The organism is Bradyrhizobium sp. CAR08, assembly GCF_052871955.1.
In genome coordinates this window covers 694,339-715,649 of sequence record NZ_JBIXJX010000001.1, presented here as the reverse complement: position 1 = coordinate 715,649, position 21,311 = coordinate 694,339, and the positions used below count along the sequence as shown (strand labels likewise).

19 protein-coding genes are annotated in these 21,311 nt (G+C 59.9%); 9 read left to right on the top strand and 10 right to left on the bottom strand.

The features are described from left to right. Positions 1-569: 569 nt before the first annotated feature. Together ACIPUD_RS03305 and ACIPUD_RS03300 are read right to left on the bottom strand one after the other, a co-directional pair. Positions 570-1,433, bottom strand: a complete 864-nt coding sequence (locus ACIPUD_RS03305; RefSeq protein ID WP_085395347.1) for an alpha/beta fold hydrolase — start codon at positions 1,431-1,433, stop codon at positions 570-572. Positions 1,434-1,442: 9 nt separating this feature from the next. After that, entirely contained in the window at positions 1,443-3,950 is a 2,508-nt protein-coding gene (locus ACIPUD_RS03300) for an alpha/beta hydrolase (protein WP_085395349.1), read from the bottom strand. A 208-nt stretch (positions 3,951-4,158) separates the two neighbouring features. Between ACIPUD_RS03300 and ACIPUD_RS03295 the strand changes: the two genes are divergently transcribed. The 5 genes from ACIPUD_RS03295 to ACIPUD_RS03275 all read left to right on the top strand — a co-directional run bounded on the left by ACIPUD_RS03295 (position 4,159) and on the right by ACIPUD_RS03275 (position 7,468). Next, a complete protein-coding gene (locus ACIPUD_RS03295) occupies positions 4,159-5,013 on the top strand; it encodes an alpha/beta fold hydrolase (RefSeq protein WP_446480098.1) in 855 nt (284 codons plus the stop codon). After that, positions 5,010-5,603 (top strand): hypothetical protein, encoded by a 594-nt coding sequence (locus ACIPUD_RS03290; protein ID WP_085350608.1) that lies wholly within the window; start codon positions 5,010-5,012, stop codon positions 5,601-5,603. The genes ACIPUD_RS03295 and ACIPUD_RS03290 overlap by 4 nt, the downstream gene beginning before the upstream one ends. Before the next feature lie 90 nt (positions 5,604-5,693). Beyond that, positions 5,694-6,341, top strand: a complete 648-nt coding sequence (locus tag ACIPUD_RS03285) for a CoA transferase subunit A (RefSeq protein WP_085395352.1) — start codon at positions 5,694-5,696, stop codon at positions 6,339-6,341. Positions 6,342-6,345: 4 nt separating this feature from the next. Further along, positions 6,346-6,996: a 3-oxoacid CoA-transferase subunit B gene (locus ACIPUD_RS03280; protein WP_446480097.1), complete on the top strand. Its 651-nt coding sequence runs from the start codon at positions 6,346-6,348 to the stop codon at positions 6,994-6,996. Positions 6,997-7,009: 13 nt separating this feature from the next. Then, a complete protein-coding gene (locus tag ACIPUD_RS03275) occupies positions 7,010-7,468 on the top strand; it encodes a MaoC family dehydratase (RefSeq protein WP_085350605.1) in 459 nt (152 codons plus the stop codon). 17 nt (positions 7,469-7,485) lie between these two features. Here the strand turns inward: ACIPUD_RS03275 and fabI are convergent, their stop codons facing one another. The 4 genes from fabI to ACIPUD_RS03255 are packed head-to-tail and all read right to left on the bottom strand — an operon-like array spanning position 7,486 to position 12,702. Continuing rightward, on the bottom strand, positions 7,486-8,274 hold the full coding sequence (gene fabI, locus ACIPUD_RS03270) for an enoyl-ACP reductase FabI (protein WP_085350604.1): 789 nt from the start codon (positions 8,272-8,274) through the stop codon (positions 7,486-7,488). Continuing rightward, the gene (locus tag ACIPUD_RS03265) at positions 8,271-9,485 is read right to left on the bottom strand and encodes an acetate/propionate family kinase (protein ID WP_446480096.1); all 1,215 of its coding nucleotides are present in this window, start codon (positions 9,483-9,485) and stop codon (positions 8,271-8,273) included. The genes fabI and ACIPUD_RS03265 overlap by 4 nt, the downstream gene beginning before the upstream one ends. A gap of 5 nt (positions 9,486-9,490) precedes the next feature. Continuing rightward, the gene (locus ACIPUD_RS03260; RefSeq protein ID WP_085350602.1) at positions 9,491-10,453 is read right to left on the bottom strand and encodes a phosphate acetyltransferase; all 963 of its coding nucleotides are present in this window, start codon (positions 10,451-10,453) and stop codon (positions 9,491-9,493) included. Positions 10,454-10,476: 23 nt separating this feature from the next. Further along, positions 10,477-12,702 (bottom strand): DUF3141 domain-containing protein, encoded by a 2,226-nt coding sequence (locus ACIPUD_RS03255; protein WP_446480095.1) that lies wholly within the window; start codon positions 12,700-12,702, stop codon positions 10,477-10,479. 260 nt (positions 12,703-12,962) lie between these two features. Between ACIPUD_RS03255 and ACIPUD_RS03250 the strand changes: the two genes are divergently transcribed. Further along, a complete protein-coding gene (locus ACIPUD_RS03250) occupies positions 12,963-13,496 on the top strand; it encodes an N-acetyltransferase family protein (RefSeq protein ID WP_446480094.1) in 534 nt (177 codons plus the stop codon). A 205-nt stretch (positions 13,497-13,701) separates the two neighbouring features. Here the strand turns inward: ACIPUD_RS03250 and ACIPUD_RS03245 are convergent, their stop codons facing one another. Then, on the bottom strand, positions 13,702-14,622 hold the full coding sequence (locus tag ACIPUD_RS03245; RefSeq protein WP_240543328.1) for a helix-turn-helix domain-containing protein: 921 nt from the start codon (positions 14,620-14,622) through the stop codon (positions 13,702-13,704). 583 nt (positions 14,623-15,205) lie between these two features. On the opposite strand from ACIPUD_RS03245, the gene ACIPUD_RS03240 reads away from it, so the two are divergent. Then, positions 15,206-15,529, top strand: coding sequence for a hypothetical protein (locus tag ACIPUD_RS03240; RefSeq protein WP_085395362.1), 324 nt, complete (start codon positions 15,206-15,208; stop codon positions 15,527-15,529). A 1,246-nt stretch (positions 15,530-16,775) separates the two neighbouring features. Here the strand turns inward: ACIPUD_RS03240 and ACIPUD_RS03235 are convergent. Next, the gene (locus tag ACIPUD_RS03235) at positions 16,776-17,366 is read right to left on the bottom strand and encodes a LabA-like NYN domain-containing protein (RefSeq protein ID WP_446480140.1); all 591 of its coding nucleotides are present in this window, start codon (positions 17,364-17,366) and stop codon (positions 16,776-16,778) included. A 452-nt stretch (positions 17,367-17,818) separates the two neighbouring features. Here ACIPUD_RS03235 and ACIPUD_RS03230 point away from each other — a divergent pair, with 452 nt between their 5' ends. Together ACIPUD_RS03230 and ACIPUD_RS03225 are read left to right on the top strand one after the other, a co-directional pair. Next, positions 17,819-18,589, top strand: a complete 771-nt coding sequence (locus ACIPUD_RS03230; RefSeq protein WP_085350678.1) for an outer membrane protein — start codon at positions 17,819-17,821, stop codon at positions 18,587-18,589. A 72-nt stretch (positions 18,590-18,661) separates the two neighbouring features. Beyond that, complete coding sequence (locus tag ACIPUD_RS03225) at positions 18,662-18,994, top strand: helix-turn-helix domain-containing transcriptional regulator (protein WP_377791707.1); 333 nt, start codon at positions 18,662-18,664, stop codon at positions 18,992-18,994. A gap of 138 nt (positions 18,995-19,132) precedes the next feature. On the opposite strand, the gene ACIPUD_RS03220 is transcribed toward ACIPUD_RS03225, so the two are convergent. Both ACIPUD_RS03220 and lpxD read right to left on the bottom strand, forming a co-directional pair. Further along, the gene (locus ACIPUD_RS03220) at positions 19,133-19,363 is read right to left on the bottom strand and encodes a hypothetical protein (RefSeq protein ID WP_446480093.1); all 231 of its coding nucleotides are present in this window, start codon (positions 19,361-19,363) and stop codon (positions 19,133-19,135) included. Positions 19,364-20,032: 669 nt separating this feature from the next. Beyond that, the gene (gene lpxD, locus ACIPUD_RS03215; protein ID WP_377791705.1) at positions 20,033-21,058 is read right to left on the bottom strand and encodes a UDP-3-O-(3-hydroxymyristoyl)glucosamine N-acyltransferase; all 1,026 of its coding nucleotides are present in this window, start codon (positions 21,056-21,058) and stop codon (positions 20,033-20,035) included. Positions 21,059-21,311 lie beyond the last annotated feature (253 nt).

Genomic DNA, 21,311 nt, shown 5'->3' with positions numbered 1-21,311 from the left:
GAAGCATCGCGTAGCTGTACTGCGCTCGCGCACCAGCTTGAGATCCTAGCAGTCATATCGAAAGAGGAAGAAAAGCCGGTAAGTCGTAGAGAAGCAAGGGATGAGGCCTGAGCTTAGATCTCGGCTGAAGTGAAGCGGGCGGCACCGTGCGGCTTGTCGGCTCCGTCGATGCCACTCGCCCAGACGTTCACCTTGTGGTGGAGCGCCGTCGGGAAGTTCACCTTTCGGGTGGAGCCCCCGCGGCAGATTTATGAAAAACTATCGAATGTGTCCTGAACGGCGCAGCGTCCGGCTGAGGATGTCGATTCAGCAGCGACGCGCAAATAGGAAGAGGCTGAGGTGACCAGTCCCGCTCCTCCCCGTGCAGTGTCGGCACATGCGCCCTTAATCAACCCGCCAAGATCACGAGGCAACACCAACATCGTCCGTGCATTCTTTGATCTAGCAAACAGCTCCCACTCCGAATCTCGGACTCGCCTTGGTTGCTGATGAAGACGGCAAGGATCATGAACAACACGTTGGCGATTGGGATGATTGCCTTCGCGGTGATAGCGTTCATTTCCTTCTTGTTATGCCGCAAGTCCCCCGAACCACGCACCAAAATAGCCGGCGTAGAGCGCGGGCATTTCGAGGTTCATCGAATGCCCGATACCGGGCACCACGACGAGGCGGCAGTCCGGCATTGCCGCGGCCATCATATGAAGATCGGCGGGCGGGATCCAGCCGTCCCATTCGCCCCACAATACCAGGTGCGAATGCCCGATCTCCGGCATGCGGCTTTCCAGTTCCCGGCTGTCCCGTTCGCGCGTGAGATTCACGGGTGTCCCGATCCAGATGCCTTCGGAGACGCCAAAAGTTTGTTCGATGATCCTGTCGAACAGCGCCTGAATGTCCGCGCCCCCCAGACGGAACTGCGGAACTTTATTCGGCGCCATGCTTTCAGGCACGAACAGCGATGAGGCTGCGGTCGCCATCACCGAGCGGGTCAGCTCCTTGCTCGCCATCATGGCCCGAAACAGTCCGATCTGATCAGTATTGAAGGCCATGCCCAGCGGCGTGACCGGATCAAGCGCAAATACCCGTCCGAAGCGGCGCGGTTGCATCAGCAGCATACGGGCCGCGATGATGCCGCCCGTCGAATGCGTTGCAAGGTGGCAGTAATTGATATCCAGGGTATCGAGTGCAGCCAGCATGTCCTGTGCGTGCTGCTGCATCGTGTAGTTGGTGTAGTTAACCGTAGGCTTCGGCCGGTCGCTGTCGCCGCAGCCGCGCCAGTCGATGCCGATGACGCGAAGACCAGAAGGAAACAGCGGGGCAGCAAGCTCGATCCAGTCCTTGCTGGCTAGATTGCCGTGGATGAAGACGACGGTGACGTCGCCTCGTCCCCACTCTCGCCAGCCCAGCTGGACTTCGCCCGCCTGCACCCTTGGCATGAACCGGCCCTATTTGTTCAGGCCGGCGGTCGGCGCGGCGCCGGGCGGTGTCGGAGCCACCGGCAAGGCCGAGACCACCGCCCCCTTGATCATGCGGTCGGTCCCGACCGGCGACGAGGTGTCGACGCTTCCCCGCGTCACGAAATCCACGATGTCGGACGGGTATTCGACCGGATTGTCCGTGTGGATGAAATGCCCGGTCTCCGGATAGATCTTCAGGATCGGCCGATTGCCCGCATTAGTCATACGCGTCACGAACGGCGTGATGGCGTCGCGTCCGAGGTCCGTCAGCCCATTGAATGCCGGCGTCGGGATGAACGGCTCCTTGTCGCCGAATGCGAGGAAGATCGGCGCCTTTATCTGCGTGAGCCGCTCGTAGAGGTTCTTCGGATCATCCTGCTGGAGCTCGGCGCCGATCGTGTAGATGTCGTAGATAAAGATGTTACACCACTGCTCCAGCTCCTTCGGATTGCCCTTGGTCAGCCGGACGCGCTGCTCGGTGTGGAGGCGGGCATATTCGCTGTCGCTGAAGAAATAGCCGCTTTTGGCAGCCGACACCGCGCCGGTCTCCGGGTCACGCTTCTTGAAGTAGAAGAAGTCACGAATGTTCTGCTCGTCACGCGCCTTCTCCGCGGCAAGGATCCCGGTCTGGTCCCAGGTCGCCCTCCACTTGTCGAAGTCATGATCGAAGGATGGGTCGAACAGCGGCGCCTTCTTGCCCTTAGAGATGGTGATCTCGCGCGGATATTCCTCAAGACCGGACGGCGCCTCCAGCGCCACGCCTTGCACCGCATCCGGCCAGGTCAGGGCGTAGCCCATCACGAACTGCCCGCCGAGGGAATGGCCGAGGTAGTAAGCCTTCCTGACGCCGAGCTGGTTGACGACGAGGTCGTAGATGACCTCGCGCATGTCCTGCATCGTGCGCGCCGGACTCTTGTCGAGATTGCCAGGCCCGGACATGCCGTAATGCGGCAGATCGGGCACGATCACGCGAAGGCCGCTGCGCAGCGCATACTGCATGATGTTGCCGTAGTGACCGCCGAAAGCGCCTTTGCCATGGATGACGACGAGGACCTTCGGATCCTTATCCGTGCCAGCATATTCATCCATGTAGCCGATCTGCCAGGAATTGCCGCCCTTGTCTTTGGCATTGGCGTATTTGACCGGATAGGGGTAGGTGACGAACTCTTTCCAGAACGACTTTTTAGGGTCGATGTTCTCGGCGACGCCGGGCACCCGATAATTCTTGTCAACGAATTTCTGCGCGCGGTCGAGGCTCGCCACATCATCCATGAAGGAAACGAACTTCGGGTCATTCTTGCGCTGGTTGATGATCGGAAACACACCATAGTGGGCGACCGGGCTTTCCTGAGCAATAAGGTCTGCACCAGGCACGCGATCGACTGCCTTCTGAGCCAACTTGAAGTTCAGCCACAGGTCATTGGTGATGTGCATCACCAGCGTCCGGGCCTGGATGCGGCCGAGATAAGGGTTGATGTTGTGCGTTTCGCCGACACGGTTGCGCCAGACCAGGTCGACCGCATCGTAAAGCTTGGCACGGTTGACGACGTTTAACGCCGCCTTTTCGTTCGGGGGGTCCCAATAGAAGATTTCGGGCTGGACGGCGCCCCAATTCTGGGTCGTACGGAAGGCAAAGTCATAGCCCGTCATGCCGAGGATCGACCAGCCGAACGCCACGCCCGGCATCGGATGCTTCTCCTTGGGCAGCTTGTAGTAATCCCCCTTCGTTTCCTGCCACACCGGATCGGATTCGATCGCTGCCGTCATCATCTGGAATGTCCAGTTGCCGACTGGATCTTCGCCATCCGATTGCGTGGTGCCGCCGATCGGCATCATTGCGCCGATATATTCGGGATGCATCACGCCCCAGACATAGGTCTGCGTGCCGCCCATGGAAACGCCGGACACCAGCGCAACGCGCGCGACCTTCAGCCCCTCGCGCAGCATCCGGTAATTGGCCTGGACCATGTCATAGTAGCTGTACTGCGGAAACTTTACGCCGAGACCGTCCGAAGGTTTGCTGGCGCCCCAGGTTCCGAGCGGATCGACCATGATGACGTAGTAACGATCCGTATCGATCGGCCGGCCCGGGCCAATAATTGGCACGGTTCCTGACAAGGCTGCTCCTTTGACCCACTGCTCGTACATGTCGGTGGAGTCGCCGGAATAATATGAGTTGATGACAACGGCATTGGTGATCTCACCGGCGGCGTTGCGGCGCGGCGTACCGATCGCGATATAGGCCGTGTGCAGTTTCCCGGCACCAAGCGATTCCAGGGTGACACCGCCCTCCCCGCCATTCTCCCACTTGGAGGGATCGGCGAGATCGTACTTGCCGCCAAGTCGGAAATTCGCGATCTCATAGGTTTTCTTCAGCCCGTCATGCTGCATCTGCGACGAGCGGCGCGTGAAGGGCTGCGCGACCGCGAGCGAGGTCCCGATGAACAGCAGCAGCAGGCTGATGAGATATCGCCGCATGACATGTCTCCCGATCATGGCGAATTCCTCCGGCAGGCTTTGATTTTTGCCGCACGCTAGAATCAGACGCGGCGCGACCTTTGATCTAGCGCAAGGGAATTCGCACTGCCCGCGCGACAATTTCTGCGAACGAATTACATGCCGGGTCGCCGCGATGCCATTCCTCACGCACGGCTCCTACCGGATCCGGTATGAGCTCGACGGACCTGCGACGGCCCCGGCCTACGTGCTGGTCAATGGACTGACCCAATATTCCGAACTGTGGACTGCTTATCGTGACGCGCTCATCGCACGGGGATTTCGCGTTGCGTCATTCGATCTGCTCGGCCAGGGCGCCTCCGACAAGCCTACGCTTTTCATCAATCAGGACGACCATGTCGTTGCGCTGCATCGCCTGATCGAGATGCTCGGTGAAGGTCCGGTCTTCCTCAGTGGAATCAGCTTCGGTGGCCTGATCGCGCTGCGCTACGCGATCGAGCATGGAAGGCGCCTCTCGGGTCTGGTGCCCATGAGTTGCTTTGCCGAGCTTTCGCCTCAACTTCTTCTGATCGGCAACGCACTACGCACCGGCCTAATTCTGGGTGGAACCGGCTATCTCCAGGATCTGCTCCTCCCAATGAATCTGTCCGATGAATGGTTGAAGCCGCTGTTGGACAAGCTTGACGGGGTCAAGCGGCAGGGCTGGCTGGTCAATGACCTCTACGCGTTGCAGAACCTGATGGAGTCGTTCCTCGACTTCCAACCGCTGACGCCGCAACTCGCCTCGATCGCCGTCCCAACCATGATCCTGAACGGAGAGTTCGACTTCCTGACCCCGCGCGTCCTGCACGAGACGCTGCGAGTCGGAATCCCCAACAGCGCGCTCGTGATTATCCCGGGCGCCTATCATGCTTTCACGTTGGAAAAGGGTGCGCTCACAGCCGACCTGCTCGCGCGCTTCGCCGATGACGTGCTGGCCGGGCGCTGGCAAGGAAACAAAGCGGTCTGGATTGCGCCCGAAGATCCTGGCGGTGAGCTCACTCCATTTCCCGCCGGCTACGACCATCTGCGTGCCATCCCCGTCCAGAGGACCCCGGCATGAGCGGACTTCTCGGACCACTCGACTCCGAAGGCCGCGTGCCGCACGGTCAGCAGACCCGCGTCGCCGCTTTCCTGATCTCGGCCCATGGCGCTCTCGCAAGGCAATTCGGCCTCGCCCTGCCGGCGAAGTTCGAGGCCGGCTGGCAGACAGAATTGAACGCTCAATTCTACCGAGAGAGCGAGATCGTCTCGCTTCTGATGCGCGCAACCACATGGGTGCCGGATCTCGCCCTGGGCTACATGGCCATGTCTTGGGAGGCCGCCTGGCTTCCGACGCCGAACGAAGGCACTGCCGATCGCTCTCTTTGGCAAGCAGTACACCTCGCCGCGCTCGCGCATGCCGTCCACGCCGGGATCCGGCCAGCTGCGTTGCTACCGCTTGAGGCAAACGCGAATGACCCCTTCGTGATGGCGTTGCGCCGCATCGAGATCGAGAGCGGCCGTCTGTTACAGGCACAGATCCTGTTCCTGAAAGGTCCTGACTTGGTGCCCTTCCGCGATACCGTCAGCACAGTCTTGGAAAGCCGACACACCGAACTGCGCAAGCTCTGGCACGACACGCTCGCGAGCGTGGGAATCGTCCGCGAATGATGCGGAGCCTTGACGCAGATCAAAGCAGCGCGATTTCCGCCCTCCAGCATTCATTGACCGCCCTGCACGCGCCGACCGGAGTTCTCCCTCATGAAGGCCATTTCCCTCGAAGAAGCCGTCGCAATGATCCCGATCGGCGCGAGTGTCATGGTCGGCGGATTCATGGGTGTCGGAACACCGGAGCGTCTGCTTGACGAGGTGGTGCGGCAGAAGAAGGGCGGCCTGTCGCTGATCTGCAATGATGCAGCGATCCCCGGCAAGGGCGTCGGCAAGCTGTTCGATGCTGCGCTGGTCGCGCGATTGACCGCAACGCATATCGGTCTCAATGCGAAGGCACAGCAGCAGATGCTGGCAAACCAGATCGCCGTTGAACTGGTACCCCAGGGAACCTTCGTTGAGCGCATTCGTGCGGGTGGATGCGGGCTTGGTGGAGTTTTGACGCCAACCGGCGTCGGCACGCTGGTTGCGCAGGGCAAGCGCGAGATCGAAGTCGACGGAAAGCCTTTTCTGCTGGAGACAGCCTTGCGGGCGCAGTTTGCGCTAGTGCACGCCTTCCTTGCCGACTACCTCGGCAACTTGGCGTACGCACTGACCTCGCGCAATTTCAATCCAGTCATGGCGATGGCCGCCGACACCGTGATCGTCACGGCGGAGAACATCGTGCCAGTCGGGGTGATCGCGCCCGACCACGTCGTGACCCCGGCGCCGCTCGTCGACTACCTCATTACAAACGGGTGACGACATGGATCCGCAGATCATCATCGCCCGGCGCGTCGCCAAGGAGCTTCGGAGCGGCGACCTCGTCAATCTCGGCATCGGTATCCCGACGCTGGTCGCGAACTACGTTCCAACGGACCTGAAGGTATTCTTCCAGTCGGAAAACGGCCTGATCGGAACGGGGCCTATCCCAGAGCAAGGCCTGGCACATCCGACGCTAACGGACGCAGGGGGGCGCCCGATTAGCGCGCTGCCCGGGGCCTCAACCTTTGACAGCGCGATGTCGTTCGGACTGATCCGCGGCGGTCATGTCGACGTCACGGTACTTGGGGGCCTTCAAGTCGATGCCCATGGCCATCTCGCCAACTGGATGATCCCGGGCAAGATGGTGCCCGGCATGGGCGGCGCGATGGACCTGGTGAGCGGCGCCAAGCGAGTCATCGTCGCCATGCAGCATGCGGCGAAAGGCAAGTCGAAGATCGTCGCGAAATGCACGTTGCCACTCACCTCGGCACGGCCCGTCCATCTCGTCGTCACCGACATGGCGGTGATCGGCTTTCCCGACGGTAAGGCGACGTTGCTGGAGACTGCGCTGGGCGTCACGATCGGCGAGGTCATGGCGGTGACTGAGGCTGACCTCGTCGTTCCCGAACACGTGCCGGAAATGAATATCTGACCAGGTGACGGACATGCGAATATTTGGCGATTTCGACGAGATCAGATCCGCAGTCGGCACCGAGATCGGCGCCAGCGACTGGATCGAGGTGACGCAGGACCGGATCAACAAGTTTGCGGAAGCGACCTGCGATGAACAGTGGATCCATGTCGATCAGGAGCGCGCGAGGAAAGAGATGCCCGGCGGCACCACTATCGCCCATGGCATGCTGTCCCTGGCGCTGGCACCGATGTTCATCCGCTCTGTGATGGGGTTGAAAGGCCTCCGCAACACCCTGAACTACGGCGCGGATAGGATCAGGTATCTTTCGCCGGTCCCGGCGGGATCAAAGCTGCGCGGCCGCGTCAGCGTTGCTGAGACGGAGGATGTCCCTCCCGACGGGCTGCGCGTGAACTATCACCTGGTCATCGAGATAGAAGGGGGCAAACGACCGGCCTGCATCGCCGAGCTGATCGCCCTGCACTATCGCTGAGTCGCGTCCCGTCCTCTTCAATCGATGATGTGATAACCACCATCAATATAGAGAACGCTTCCCGTAATGAGCTTGGCGCCGTCGAGTGCGAGAAATGCCGTGGCGTTGCCGACATCATCAATGCTGACGAGGCTGCGCGACGGCGCCTTGGATTGCGCCTTGTCCATCAGTTCGTCGAACTCGGGAATGCCAGATGCCGCGCGCGTGGCCAGCGGTCCGGGCGAAATCGCGTGCACGCGGATACCCTTCGGGCCCAGCTCGGCGGCGATATAGCGCACCGAGGCCTCGAGCGCAGCCTTGGCGACACCCATCACATTGTAGTTCTCCACGACCATCTGGCTTCCATAATAGGTCATGGTAAACATGGTGCCGCCGTTCTTCATCAGCGGCTCGGCCAGATGAGCCATGCGCATGAAGGACCAGCAGGAGACCTCCATCGTCTTCAGGAACCCGTCGCGGCCGACGTCCACCACACGTCCGTGCAAGGCTTCCTTCGGTGAGAAGGCGATCGAATGGAGCAGGAAATCGAGCTGGCCCCAGTCCCTGTCGACCCGGGCAAACACTTCTTCGGTCTGCCCCTCCGTCATGACATCGAGCGGCATGAAAATAGACGCCTCAAGTGCCTGCGCAAGAGGCTCGACGTGCTTCTTCGCGCGGTCGTTGAGGTAAGTGACGGCTAGATCGGCACCAAGCGCACGAAAGGCCTTGGCGCATCCCCATGCGATCGACTGGTCATTGGCGATGCCCACGACGAGGCCTTTTTTCCCCTTTAGGGCAATCTTGGTATCCGGAAATACGGGAATCATGATGCCCTCTCCTGTCTTTGATTCGTCGATGTTCTGTTCATCAGCACTGACAGAGTGTGCTGCGCGATCATCAGCTCCTCGTCGGTCGGCACCACATAGACTGGAATGCGACTGTCGGGACCCGAGATCAGCTGTGAGTGGCGCGTATTCGCGGCTTGATTGAGGGTGACGCCCAGCCACGCGAGCTGGCCAGTGACATGCGCGCGAATTGTTGCGGAGTTTTCGCCGATTCCGGCTGTGAACACAAACGCGTCCAGCCCCTGCAGCGCTGCGGCAAGCATCCCCGCATTGAGGCCTATGCGATAGCCGAAACATTCGATCGCCAGTCTGGCTCTCGGATCCTCACTGCCCTCCAGCTCCCGCATATCGTTGCTGACCCCGGATAACCCCTTCAAGCCGCAATCGCGGTAAAGGAAGTTCTGGATGGTGGAGGCTGACATCCCCTTCTCCGAAATGAGGTAGAGCACCACCCCGGGGTCGATCTGGCCAGGGCGGGTTCCCATCGGAAGCCCGTCGAGAGCGGTGAATCCCATGGTGCTTTCGACGCTTCGTCCCGCGCTCAAAGCGCACATCGAGGCGCCGCTTCCGAGGTGAGCGACGATAACCCGCCCATTCGCAACTTTCGGCGCGACCTTTGGCAAGGTCTTCGCAATGTATTCGTAGGAGAGACCGTGAAAGCCGTAGCGGCGCACGCCCTCGGCATAAAGCTGATGCGGGATCGCATAATGATCGGCGACCGCGCTATGCGTTCGGTGAAATGCGGTATCGAAACAGGCGACCTGCAGAAGCTCTGGAAAATTGCCGAGAATCGAACGGATTGGCGCCAAATTATGCGGTTGATGCAGCGGTGCGAGCGCGATGAACCGCTCCAGCCGGGTCACGACACCATGATCGATTTGAATTGGGCGGTCGTAGTCCGGGCCACCGTGAACGACGCGATGACCGACAGCGATCGGGCGAATGCGTTGCTCGTCCCGCAACCAGGCACCGGCAATGTCCATCGCGGCCGGAACATCCGGCACCCCCTCGATCGGATAGGCGCGATCCGCAAGCGGATCGCCGGTGGAGCCACTCGCGCGCAAACGCGGGCGGCTGCCGATCCCATCCATCTGCCCTTTCAGCTGTCGCCGCAGTATTCCTTCGCCCTCGATCGAATAGACCTGGAACTTGACGCTGGAGGAGCCGGCATTAACCACAAGGATGGTGTCCATGGCGCTCACGCGGCAATCGTTGGAGCACGCCGGCGCCGGGCATGGGCATACAGCGCGGCGACCGCGCACGAGGCCATCCGCGCGCGCGCCGAATCCGCGCGTGAGGTCAGGACGACCGGGACCCGGGCTCCGAGCACGATGCCCGCGCCGTCCGCCTTGGCGAAATAGGCGAGATTCTTTGCAAGCATGTTGCCGGCCTCTAGGTCGGGAACGACGAGGATCTGCGCGCGACCGGCGACCTCGGACTTGATCCCCTTGATCCGCGCTGCCTCCACGTCGATGGCGTTGTCGAAAGCCAGCGGTCCGTCGAGGATCCCTCCGGTGATCTGCCCGCGATCCGCCATTTTGCAGAGTGCTGCCGCCTCGATCGTAGACGGAATCTTCGAGGTCACGGTTTCAACTGCTGACAGGATTGCCACGCGCGGCGACTTGCCGAATCCAGCTTCCACGTACAGATTGATTGCGTTCTGGATGATGTCGCGTTTGGCGTCCAGATCAGGGAAGATGTTGATGGCCGCGTCCGTCACGAAGATGGTCTCGGCATAGGCCGGCACGTCCATCACGAAGACATGGCTGATACGCCGATCGGTACGCAAGCCCCCGGCCTTCGCGGTGACGGCGCGCATCAATTCGTCGGTGTGCAAGCTGCCTTTCATCAACAGCTCACCTCGGCCGGCGTGGATCAGCTCGACCGCCTTTGCAGCGGCTTCATCGCTATGTGCTACGTCAACAAGCTCGAAGCCCGCGATGTCGAGACCATGCCTGCCGGCCGTATCCCGGATCTTCCTTTCAGGTCCGACCAGGAGCGGTCGGATAATGCCGGCCTGTGCACTATCGACAGCGCCGCGCAATGAGCTTTCATCGCAGGGATGCACGACGATGGTTGGGGCCGGCGGCACGGCCTGCGCAGCCGCGATCAGACGGTCGTACTTGCTCGGGGACTGTGCCTGCGACGTGTCGGCTGACATGAGCCGGTTCCTTCCAGACAGTGTTACGATGCCTTCGCCTTGGGGTCGAAAGGGGCAACGTTCGACGCCCTCCCCAACGTTTCGGCGTCGAGACCGAACAGCTGTGCGACACGCCGCAGGCGGCTGGCGCGCTCGCCTGTGATGTGCTCGCTGGCCGACAGCACCTCGCTCATCGTCATAAAAGCCGCGCGGCGTTGATTGACATCGTCGGGAAGCAACTTCGGGATAACGGCCAGGGCCGCCTCGCGATCGAGCAGCAGCATGAAGAACTGCTCGCGAACCAGCATCTTAAATTCCGCAAGCGTTAATCGCGCTCCGCTGTCGTCGCGACGAGCCTGACGCAACGCCTCGATGCTGCGTTCGTCCACCATTCCTCTCGCCGAGCCGACATAAAGCAGGGCACGGATGGCCACCTCGCGAAGCCCGCCTTCGCCAATCCTGGATCGGAGCTCGGCGACCCGTTTGTCGAGCATGGCACGGTGTTCGGGCGGCATCTCGCGCCGGCGCGACAGTTCGCCTTTCGGATCTATGCCGACTGCCGCCTGTAGCGCCGGCGAGCCGTAGACGTTGAGGAAGAGCGCCTCGCTCATCGCTTCCTGCGAATCGCGCCAGCTGTCCAGCGCATGAACGATTTGCTTGGAGACCTGCTCCTGAAACGCCAGGAACGGATTGTCGTTTGAAACCGGCTTGCGGTTCTCTTCCAGCCCTTCCGCTGCCGATTTCACCGCTTTCATCCACGGATTTTGACTGCTAAAGGCCTCATATTGCGTCCGCAGCGGGTGCAGGTTGCGCATCAACTCCGCCGTCTGCGGCGCCACCATGCCCTTGATCCAGGGCTGCACGAACTTGCGGTAGGCGGCTAGATTAAGCTCGGAGACGCGTTTGGCCGCGGCAAAGCGCCGCTCGTCCTCAGGCGAATTGCCGCCCATGGCACGAATATCCTCAAGCGTTCGAGCCTCGCAGCGCATCACCCATTGGCCAACAACGAGATCAGAACTGGTGGTCTCCTCGTCCTTGGCTTCGAACGTCGCTTCGTAAAGGCCGGGCGGTAGTACATCGATCAGATCGATGTTGCTGGAAAATTCAGCGTGCTCCTTCTTGGCGACGCCGCCTGAAACGAAGATGCCGAGATGGCCAACGCTCTCGTGAACCGTATAGACGATCGTCTGCCCAAAGGCCCTGATGTCATCCACGTCGGCATAGCATTCGAGGATCCAACCTAGCGCCTGCTGTGGCGGAGTGATGTTGTCGCCCTTGGAGCAGAACACCACGATCGGCGAACTGATGTTGCGCAGGTCTACCTTCTGCCCGTCGGACAGGGTGATATTGCCAGCGGCCAGGTTGTTGCCAACGAAAAGTTCGTCGACAATGAACTGAATCTCCTCGGCGTTGAGATTGACGTGCCCACCCCACCAGCGCTCGAACTCGAGGTAGCGATCGGCTTCGGTATCGACCTTAGAATAGACATTGTACTGCTTGGTCCAGAGCGTGTTCGACGGGTTTTGGCCTTCGAAGTTCTGGACCAGCCAGGCACCATCGAACTTCCCGCCGCCGAGATCGCTAACGAGCGCAGTCAGCCAGCTTCCGCCCAGCAGGCCGCCCGAATATCGCATCGGGTTTTTGCCATGCACGCCCGCCCAGTACGCGAGCGGGGCTCCGGCGATGATCAATGGGCCAAACAGTTCGGGCCGCACCGAAGCCAAAATCATGACCGCCCAACCGGCTTGGCAATTGCCTATGACGCAGGGTTTCCCGTCGGCTTCACGATGAAAACTGACTACCTTCTCGATGAACAATGCCTCGGCACGCGCGATACGCTCGATAGTCTGGCCCGGCACCGGCTCCGGCAGGAAGCCGATGAAGTAGCAGGGATGTCCCGCCTTCATCGCGACGCCGATCTCGCTGTCGGCCTTGAACCCGCCGATGCCTGGACCGTGCCCGGCGCGCGGATCAATCACGATGAACGGCCGCCGCGCGGAATCGATTTGGACGCCGGCTGGCGGGACGATGCGGACAAGCACGTAATTGACGGGTTCGTCCAACTCGCGGCCGTCGATGATCAGTTCGGCCGCATATTGCAGAACGTGTGGTGCGGTTTGGGCGACGTGCTCCCGATATTGGTCGCCGCGCCGGCGCATCACATCGAGAAAGAGTATGCTCCGTTGTCCCGCGTCGACCATGTATTCAACGGCCGAGGCGACGAGGCCGGACATCGGACCACCGGGCGATCCAGGCACTTCCATCTGCATGCTCCGACCTCAATGTCGTAGGAATGCATCCAAAGCCGGCCGCAACAGCGGGCCATTGATATAGGTCAATGCTGGACGGTCAGTACCCCGGCCCAGTCGTGTCACGTGGGTCATCCCGCCCGAATGTGTCGAGCTGCTGCTGAGATTCAGGCCGCCGGCTTTTTGCGGGCCCTTGAGACAAATCAAACGGGCGACCAACCGCCCTGTCATAGACCAGCCTCAGGCCGACGTGCTTTCCGGCCGCCCGAGCCGAGACCTCCATGTGGGACATCGCTAAATACAGCGTGACGGAACACTTGCGGGACGGCAGCACGGCCGAACTCCGAGCGCTGCGGCCGGCCGACGAGACGGCTGTCCTCGACGCGCTGGATCAGTCCAGCACGCAGTCGTTGCAGCGCCGTTTTTTCGGCATCAAGCGTCATTTCTCCGACAAGGAGCGCGCGTTCTTCATGAATGTCGACTTCAAGAATCACGTCGCGCTGGTGTGCGAGGTCGAGAGCCCCGAGCGGACAATGATTGTCGGAGGCGGCCGCTACGTCGTGTTTGAGCCCGGACGAGCCGAGTTGGCCTTCGTCGTCATAGACGCTTGGCAGGGCCGAGGCATCGGTTCCATCTTGATGCGCCACCTTGGCGAGATCGCCTCCAATGCCGGATTGCGTGAACTCACCGCGGAGGTCCTGCCCGAGAACAGGTCGATGCTGGCGGTGCTCGGCAAGTTTGGCTTTAAGCCGGCTAAGAACCGCGACCCACAGACGATGCGTTTGGCGCTATGCCTGGGCAAAGAGGGGCAGTGATCAATGAGCGGTGCATGGTTCGGGCTCGCGCTCAAGCTCAACGCTGGTTCAGTGACCACAATGACTTTCAGCAAGATCATGCCGCGCAATGCATCCGTCGGCGTCACGGAAAGCGTGGCCTCCCGCACGGGGCACGTGCGGTTCTCTGGCCTATCAGCGCGTTTTTGCGTTCAGCGTCACACCTCACGTAAAACGATGAATTTGTTCAGCTCGGTTGAGACCGCCTGGACCGGAACTGTCGAGGTGTCATTCCGGTCCATCGCTTGAACGCGTGTGTGAGCGAACTCAGTTCGCGATAGCCAAGCAGCCAAGAAACTTCGGACACGGGCAGCTGCTCCTCTTCGAGATAACGCTTGGCGAGCGCGGCGCGCAGTTGATCAAGAATTTCAGCGAAGGACGTCTTCTCTTCGCCAAGCTTGCGCGACAAGGTGCGGGTACTCAGTCCCAACTGCCGCGCGACTTCCTTCGCGACGCCTCTACCGTGAGGTAGCAGCGTGGTAAGCGTCTTCTCGACTTTTGAACGGAGCGTCGCGCCATGCGGCGCTTTCCGTACCAAGGCTTCATCCGCATAACGTCGCAACAAATCGTGCAGATAGCCGTCGCGGCCGACCAGCGGGAGCAGTGCCACTGGCACCGGAAAAGAGATAACATCGCGGTCCGCGCCGAACTCGACGTCCCTGCCAAAGAACATTCTAAATTCGGGGGGCATCCCGGCTCGCAGATGCCTCACCTGCAGCCGAGACGGCACCAAACGACCGTCCGTTACCTGCCTGCAGATCCGCACCAGCGTCACGATCCAAAATTCGATTTGTTGCCGGTCGCCCATTCGATCGACACCAACATATTCGAGCGCAATGGTCGCAGTATGCCCCTCCATGTTGAAGCGCAGCCGGACTCCCTCATTCATGATCCGGCTGTACCGCTCCGCGGCGCGAAGCGCATCGGCGACATTCTCAGACGACGCCAAAACGTAGTAAACAAGGCCGATTTGGCGCAAGTCAAAGCCTCGCGCGAGCCGAAAACCCAAGATATCGTCTTCCAATTCTATGGCGGCCAACTCGAGAAGCATGATCTGGGTCGACACTTCGAGCCGGACCGCGGGGTCGCTGAAGTCGTTCAGCGTCAATCCCGCTTTCGAAAGCAGCGCTGCTGGATCTTTCCCAGATTCCGCGACTCGCGCGCAGGCCAGCCGAGCAATACCACCAGTCGCGCTAGGTATCGCACTCAGGCATCCCGCCGACCGCATAGTCGCATTCCTGTCCTGGTCAAGACGTCAAAGCCTTTTATAACTACGATCACAAGAATGCCACCGCACGTCCGTGACAAACACATCTGTCTGCGCGCCGATCGAACTGAATGATTCTTCGCGGATATTGATTTGGATCAAACCGGTCGGCTGGCGCCGGGCGCGGGTCGGATCCGGCCCGGCTACTATGGCTAACGCGGATCGGAGCGGCGGCTGTTGTAGGAGCTGCCGGTCAGCCATCGCGGTTTACGGGGCGCCTCCCGTCCTAAGGGCGAAATCGGATCGATTGCAGACGCCTTTCGCCACAAAGAATTTGTGACCTCAAAGAACAAAAAATTGGCGACTTCTAGCAAGCACGTGTGAGCCGATCACTGCTACCTCCGGCCGACCCCATCCCAATGCGCAGGCTATCCCGCGAGCGACGCTCGCGCTTGGTCATCGATACCAACCCAAGGACCGAATTTTGATCGACCGCAGCACGCCCGGCAGGGCGCTTACGGAACTGAAGATCGCGCAGGCTTACGTTCGGCTCTCATGCATCCCGGACAACGATCAAGGTATGTCCGTTTCAGTCGCCACGGTCGCAAACTGTGAAATCCGCATGCTGCGAGGCTCCGAACTCGATCTGCATGGTGCGCCACTCTTTTGGCTAGAGCTGTTCGACCTCAATGCAAAGCTTTCGGTCGACAGCGGTTGTTGTCATAGGATTAAGGATGCGGTGTCCATATTCGAGGGCTTCGTCGAGCAGGCGCTTGCCCTGGGCCAGCCCGGTGGCGAGCCGCTGTGAAGGGTTACGGGGACCATCTGGAAGCACTGCGAAAGCAAGCAGCAGAGGCTGCGTTAATCAGCGCGCTAGCGACATCGCCGCAGAAGCGAGAACTTTTCGCAAAGATTGCGGAGCATCTCAACACGCTGGCGGCTGCGGTGGAGCAAGCATTGACGGCTGGCTTCGTGGTCGACGGAGGGCAAACGCACAAGGTAAGATCGGGAGCAGTCCCTCCCGTGAGTAAGTTGAGCAACACCTTTGGCTGCTGAGTTTTTGTTCCGGCGGCCACCGATCAAGGTGTTGCGAAATGACGATCTCTGCTACTGGCGGGCTTGGGCATGTGCGCGAGCCGCGCCCGAACTTGGTTACAAAAACTTACCGCGGCACTCTGTATCGTCGCGGACATGGGAGTACCCTCGCCTCCCCAGCTGCGTAGACACGTTCGACCACTTTCTGGGGACGCACTGGACCAGATGCAGTGAAGCTTCCTTCTCGCTGTCATTCACTTTCATCGGCTCGCCAATCATTGACTTAGATCAATGCCAGTCCCTACCCGCAGGCAAGCTTCTTCTGGGTTCCTGCCTTTAGCTGGATCGGAATGCCGGACGCCACAACTTGCTGGGCCGCGCATCGCGAAGCCGCGATTCCATCTCCCGCCAGTCAGGATCCCTGATGATAGTCGCTAGTGTTGCTAGTTGATGTCTCCGTCGGAAAAGGCAAAATATGAAAATACTTGCGCTGTTGCTCACTTCGGCAATTTTGCTCGTATGCGCTAGCGAGAGCCACGCCGTGGTGAGAATTGCCAATGATCGCGGTGGCTTGATCCAACGTTACCTTGATCGATATGATCAATTGAAGGACACGGGCCAGACGGTGGTCATTGATGGGCTCTGCGCCTCCGCCTGCACGATCGTGCTTTCGAAGATCCCGTCAAACAGGATCTGCGTAACCGAAAAGGCAGCCCTTGCTTTCCACGCAGCTTGGGACCTTGGTCCTCGTGGACGCCATATTACAAATCAAGAAGCCACACGGACGATGTATCTGATGTACCCAGCTCCAGTTCGGAATTGGGTATCAACGCAGGGCGGGTTGTCACCTCGCATGATCTTCCTTCGGGGCCCGAAGTTGGAAAACATGTTCGCACGGTGCTATCTGGATGCTGCAATCTTTCTAAGGCTATAACTGATCCGAGGCCCGTCTGCGAAGCAACGTAAGTGGACAAGCTCCGTAACCTCAGTACCACTGAGAACCCAGCATGCCGATGTTACTAGCATTGTGCGGGGCCGTCCGATGCATGACGTTCGGCAGATCCCGGCCCCGGACGAATTGACGGTTCGCGGCCAATCTTATTTCGCAATTCCAAGAGGTCGGTGAAGACATCTGCTTGGCGCCGCAGTTCGTCTGCGATCATCGGCGGCTTGGTCGAGAGCGTCGAGACGACCGTCACGCGCACCCCGCTCCGCTGCAATGCCTGGACCAACACCCGGAAATCTCCGTGGCCCGAGAACAGAATGATCTCATCGACGTGCTGAGCCGATTCCATTGCATGCACCGCGAGCTCAATAGCCATGTTGCCCTTGATCTTGCGGCGGCCATTGGCGTCGAAGAATTCTTTGCTGGCTTTTGTGATCACGGTGAAGCCGTTGTAATCGAGCCAATCGACCAGCGGGCGGATGGACGTGTACTCCTGATCTTCGATGATCGCTGTGTAGTAGAAGGCTCGGGTCAGTGTCCCTCGGCTGCGAAGCTCGTTCAGTAGCCGCTTGTAATCGAGATCAAAATCGAGGGCCTTCGCTGTAGCGTAGAGGTTGGGACCGTCGATGAAAGCTGCAATTCTGCTAAATCGGGATAGGGTCATAATGGAAACGACCTTGCTCACAAAACCGTCGGCCGGCAGCCAGCGCTGACATGAACGTCAACGTTCCTGCCGGCAAGCGCCATAACAAGCAGCGCGAATGAGCGCTTGTTCTAGAAGGCCAATGATTTGCTTTTGGGCGCCAACCGCTCCGCAGCTGTTCGTCGCGAGGGCCACACTCAAATCGTCAGTCGAGAAAAGTACCAACTTCAAAAGGTACGCGCCCGCCGGTCTCAGTCATCCAGGCCAGGGCCGTCCATTTTTCTGCACACCTGCCTTCTCGAAAAAGTTAAAGAATCCCTAAGCACGGTAGAGTGCATTCGGTTCCCTCCTAGCCATTTTGGCGGCGCAGTGTGGCAGGCAGGACACGGACGACAGGGAGCGAGTCGTATAGTTCTACTGGTGCAACTTGCGACAGCGTCGGCAATCGCAGGCGCATGGGGATGGAGACTCTGATGAAGACATTTCTGCTCGGTACCGTTGCGTTGTTTGCTTTGGGGCTCGCCGCCCCTGCTTCCGCTGCCGACATGGCAGCACGTCCGTACACCAAGGCCCCGCCGCCGCTGGCGGCTCCGATCTACGACTGGACCGGGTTCTACATCGGTGCGAACGGTGGCTGGGGTCAGAGCCGCAATTGCTGGGATTTCGTCGGCGCGGCCGGCGTGGTATTCGCTGACGGCTGTCGCGAGCGCTCGGGCGGCCTTGTCGGCGGTCAGGTCGGGTATCGTTGGCAGGCCAGCCAGTGGGTGTTTGGATTGGAAGCTCAAGGTGACTGGGCCGACCTCAGCAGCCAGCGTGTCAGCCTGATCAACCCCGCGTTTTCGACCCGGACGAAAACGGACGGCATCGGGCTGTTCACCGGCCAGATCGGCTATTCCTGGAACGCGTCCTTGCTGTACGTCAAAGGCGGCGCGGCGGTGACGAGCAACCGCTTTAGCATCCTCGACACGCTCACAGGGACTGAACTCGCAGCCGCAAGCGCAACCCGCTGGGGCGGGACCGTAGGTGTGGGCTGGGAGTATGGTTTTGCACCGAACTGGTCAGCTGGCATCGAGTACGATCATCTGTTCATGGGCAACGCAAACAACTCGTTCTCGGTTGCCAACCCCATCGTTGCCGGTGCGCTGAACCGGATCAACCAAGACGTCGATATGGTCACACTGCGCGTCAACTATCGCTTCGGCGGCTTCGGCGGGTACGGTGCGCCGGTGGCGGCGAGATACTAAGCCTCGTCGGACCGTCCTTTCTCCAGTAAATTAGGCCGGCAGAGATGCCGGCCTTTTTTTGTTGGAGAGAACATGTCCGAAAGATCTCTCAAATTGCCAAGCCGTCCCTCAAGCCGCCGCGGCGCAACCGACGCCATCAATCGCGCCCTTGAGGGGTCGGACATCACCGAAATCTGCCAGGCCATTGGCACTTCTATCAGTAATTATAACGTCTCCGACATCGCCAACGAATGCGGGATTGCAAGGCAAACCCTCTATCGCGCCTTTGCCGGTGGTCCAAAGCATCCAAATTTCACAACCGTTTTGACGGTCTTGGACGCGCTGGGCTTCCAGTTGCATGTCACGGTACGACGGAAGGCTCGGGCACGGTTGGCGCTTCCTAAGGCGGTTCCGCCATCACAGTAGTGACCTCTTGTCGAAGCTTTCCTTAAGTCGATCGTCCCGCAGAACGGGTTGCTGGCAGTACGATTGCCTTCTTGAGACTCGATTTGCTCGCCTGTGTCAGCGCATTAGACCGGCGGGTGGCCGCTGACCTAATAGGCTTTACCTCCCGACCATCGAGCTTTCACGGACGAGAGCCTCACCATGATGTATGAGGGTGTTCGCGGCGCTCTCCCGTCGGACGACGCGCAGAAAGCCGCCGGAGAGAATCCTCCTTTCCAAATTCGCGAAACGTCCGATCGGCAGGCGCATGCCGCCGATCTGGAAACCGAAATGCTTCGGCGCGATATGTGTCTTCGAGTCATAGATTGGCCCGAAAATCAGCGGCGACACCTCTCTAGAGTCCTGCGGCAGGGGGATTGATGGACCGCTGCCAACATTGAGATCATTGGCAATCGCTCGCGAAAGCCACACCGCTGGCGTTACCAATTGTCTGGACCTGCTCGGTTAACAGCCTCTTCAAGGAGAGACCGTTGCTAGAAGGTTACCTGATTGCCGCTGTCGCGCTGCTTTTCTTGAGCCGATGCGATCATCAAGTATCGCGACGCACATCACGCGCTGCTTCGGCGTCTGACAGTTCGTGACGCGCTCTAACTGCAACCGGTAATGCGCGCCACCGCCTTCATGTACTTGAGGTGAAGGCGGCGTCACCTCCCTCTGACGGAGGGTTGCGCGCGGTGCGTCGATCCGAATTCAAGCAGGTCTCAAGATCGAACCTGATATGCGAGCACCATCCTAAGGCGCTCTTCTCCGCCTCTTCCTTGAAGGGGCCAAACCCGACAAAGGTCTGAACATGCCCGGCTTGGCCATCGGCCGCCGACACAAGATTGATTCCTGAGATGTAGTAGGACGAACACTGGCCGGTCTGAGATTCGGCGCATGTTGCAACGCTTATCCCTAGAGCCACAACGGTGGTTATGAGGATGGCCCTCTCCATTTTCTCCTCCGCCAAGGGGCTTGCGTTCTATTTGATGGGGACGATACTGGCTATCGGCGCGCGCCTCATTTCCTCTGGGTCGCGATCTTCTTAAGTGTGACAATCTGTCGAAAGAAGGCTTTTATCGATTGAGCAGGGCTTCCCAGCACCTTGGCACCGGGTGCTAGATCTGAGATGACGCCCGCCTGCGCTCCGATTTCCGAACCTCGACCGATACGGAGATGCCCTGCCATAGCAGCCTGTCCCCCGACGCGGACGAAATCTTCAAGTACGGTTGAACCCGAGATCCCGACTTGTGCAACTACGACGCAACAGCGGCCGAGACTAACATTGTGACCGATTTGCACAAGGTTATCGAGGCGGGAGCCAGCGCCAATTACGGTGTCTCGCGATGATCCGCGATCAATCGTCGAATTGGCACCAACTTCAACATCATCTTCAAGAATAACTCGCCCAAGCTGGGGGATGGAGAGAAACCCGTCGCTGGTGGAGGCGAATCCGAACCCTTCCTGCCCAATCCGCGCACCCGGATACACGTAAACGCGTGCTCCCAAAACCGCGTAACTAAGGCTTACATGTGCGCCAATCCGGCAATCCCTGCCGATGGTGACGCCGCTTCCAATGACTGCGCAAGGACCGATCCGACAACCGGGCCCTATCTCCACTCCGCTTTCGATCACAGTCAGGGGTCCAACTTCTGTCGAGGGATCAATGTGTGCGTCATCCGCCACTATGGCGGACGGGTGAACACCGGGTCGCAGCGGCGGCACAGGATAGAAAAGGGCAGCAACGCGGCCCCAAGCGGCATAGGGTTCGCTCGTTATGATGGCCGCAGTGGCTGCTGGTACTCGCGCAGCCATATCAGGGTGAACGACCACAGCCCCGGCGGACGTTTGATCCAGCGCAGAAGCGTAACGTCGGTTGTCTAGGAAGCTCACTTCAGTTGGCCCTGCCGTTTGGAGAGGGGCCACGCCTTCCAGCAATAGTTCACCTCCGTCCGCCACACCCCGCGCCGCGCTGGCAACGAGCGCGAGCGGATGCGGCCCAGTTCGCCGGAAGAACCTTGCGCTCCCTAGTACTGCTTCGGTCATCCCATCCCCACCCGCAATGCGAGTTGAACTCGCGTTTCTTCCGACGTCTGTGTCATGCCAAGCCTCAGTTGGGTCCCAGTGGCTCGGGAGACGCTGATTCAATGGACTTTCCGGCACCTATCCAGTCACTGTGACTTGCAGTCTAGAGCGGGTTCGAAGCTTGCCGTTCCTGTGCTTCGTAGTATTCGGCCGAAAACTTGACTGACCACCGGGAAAAGAACAAACGCAATTTCTGCGTGGGTCTTTCCACGCC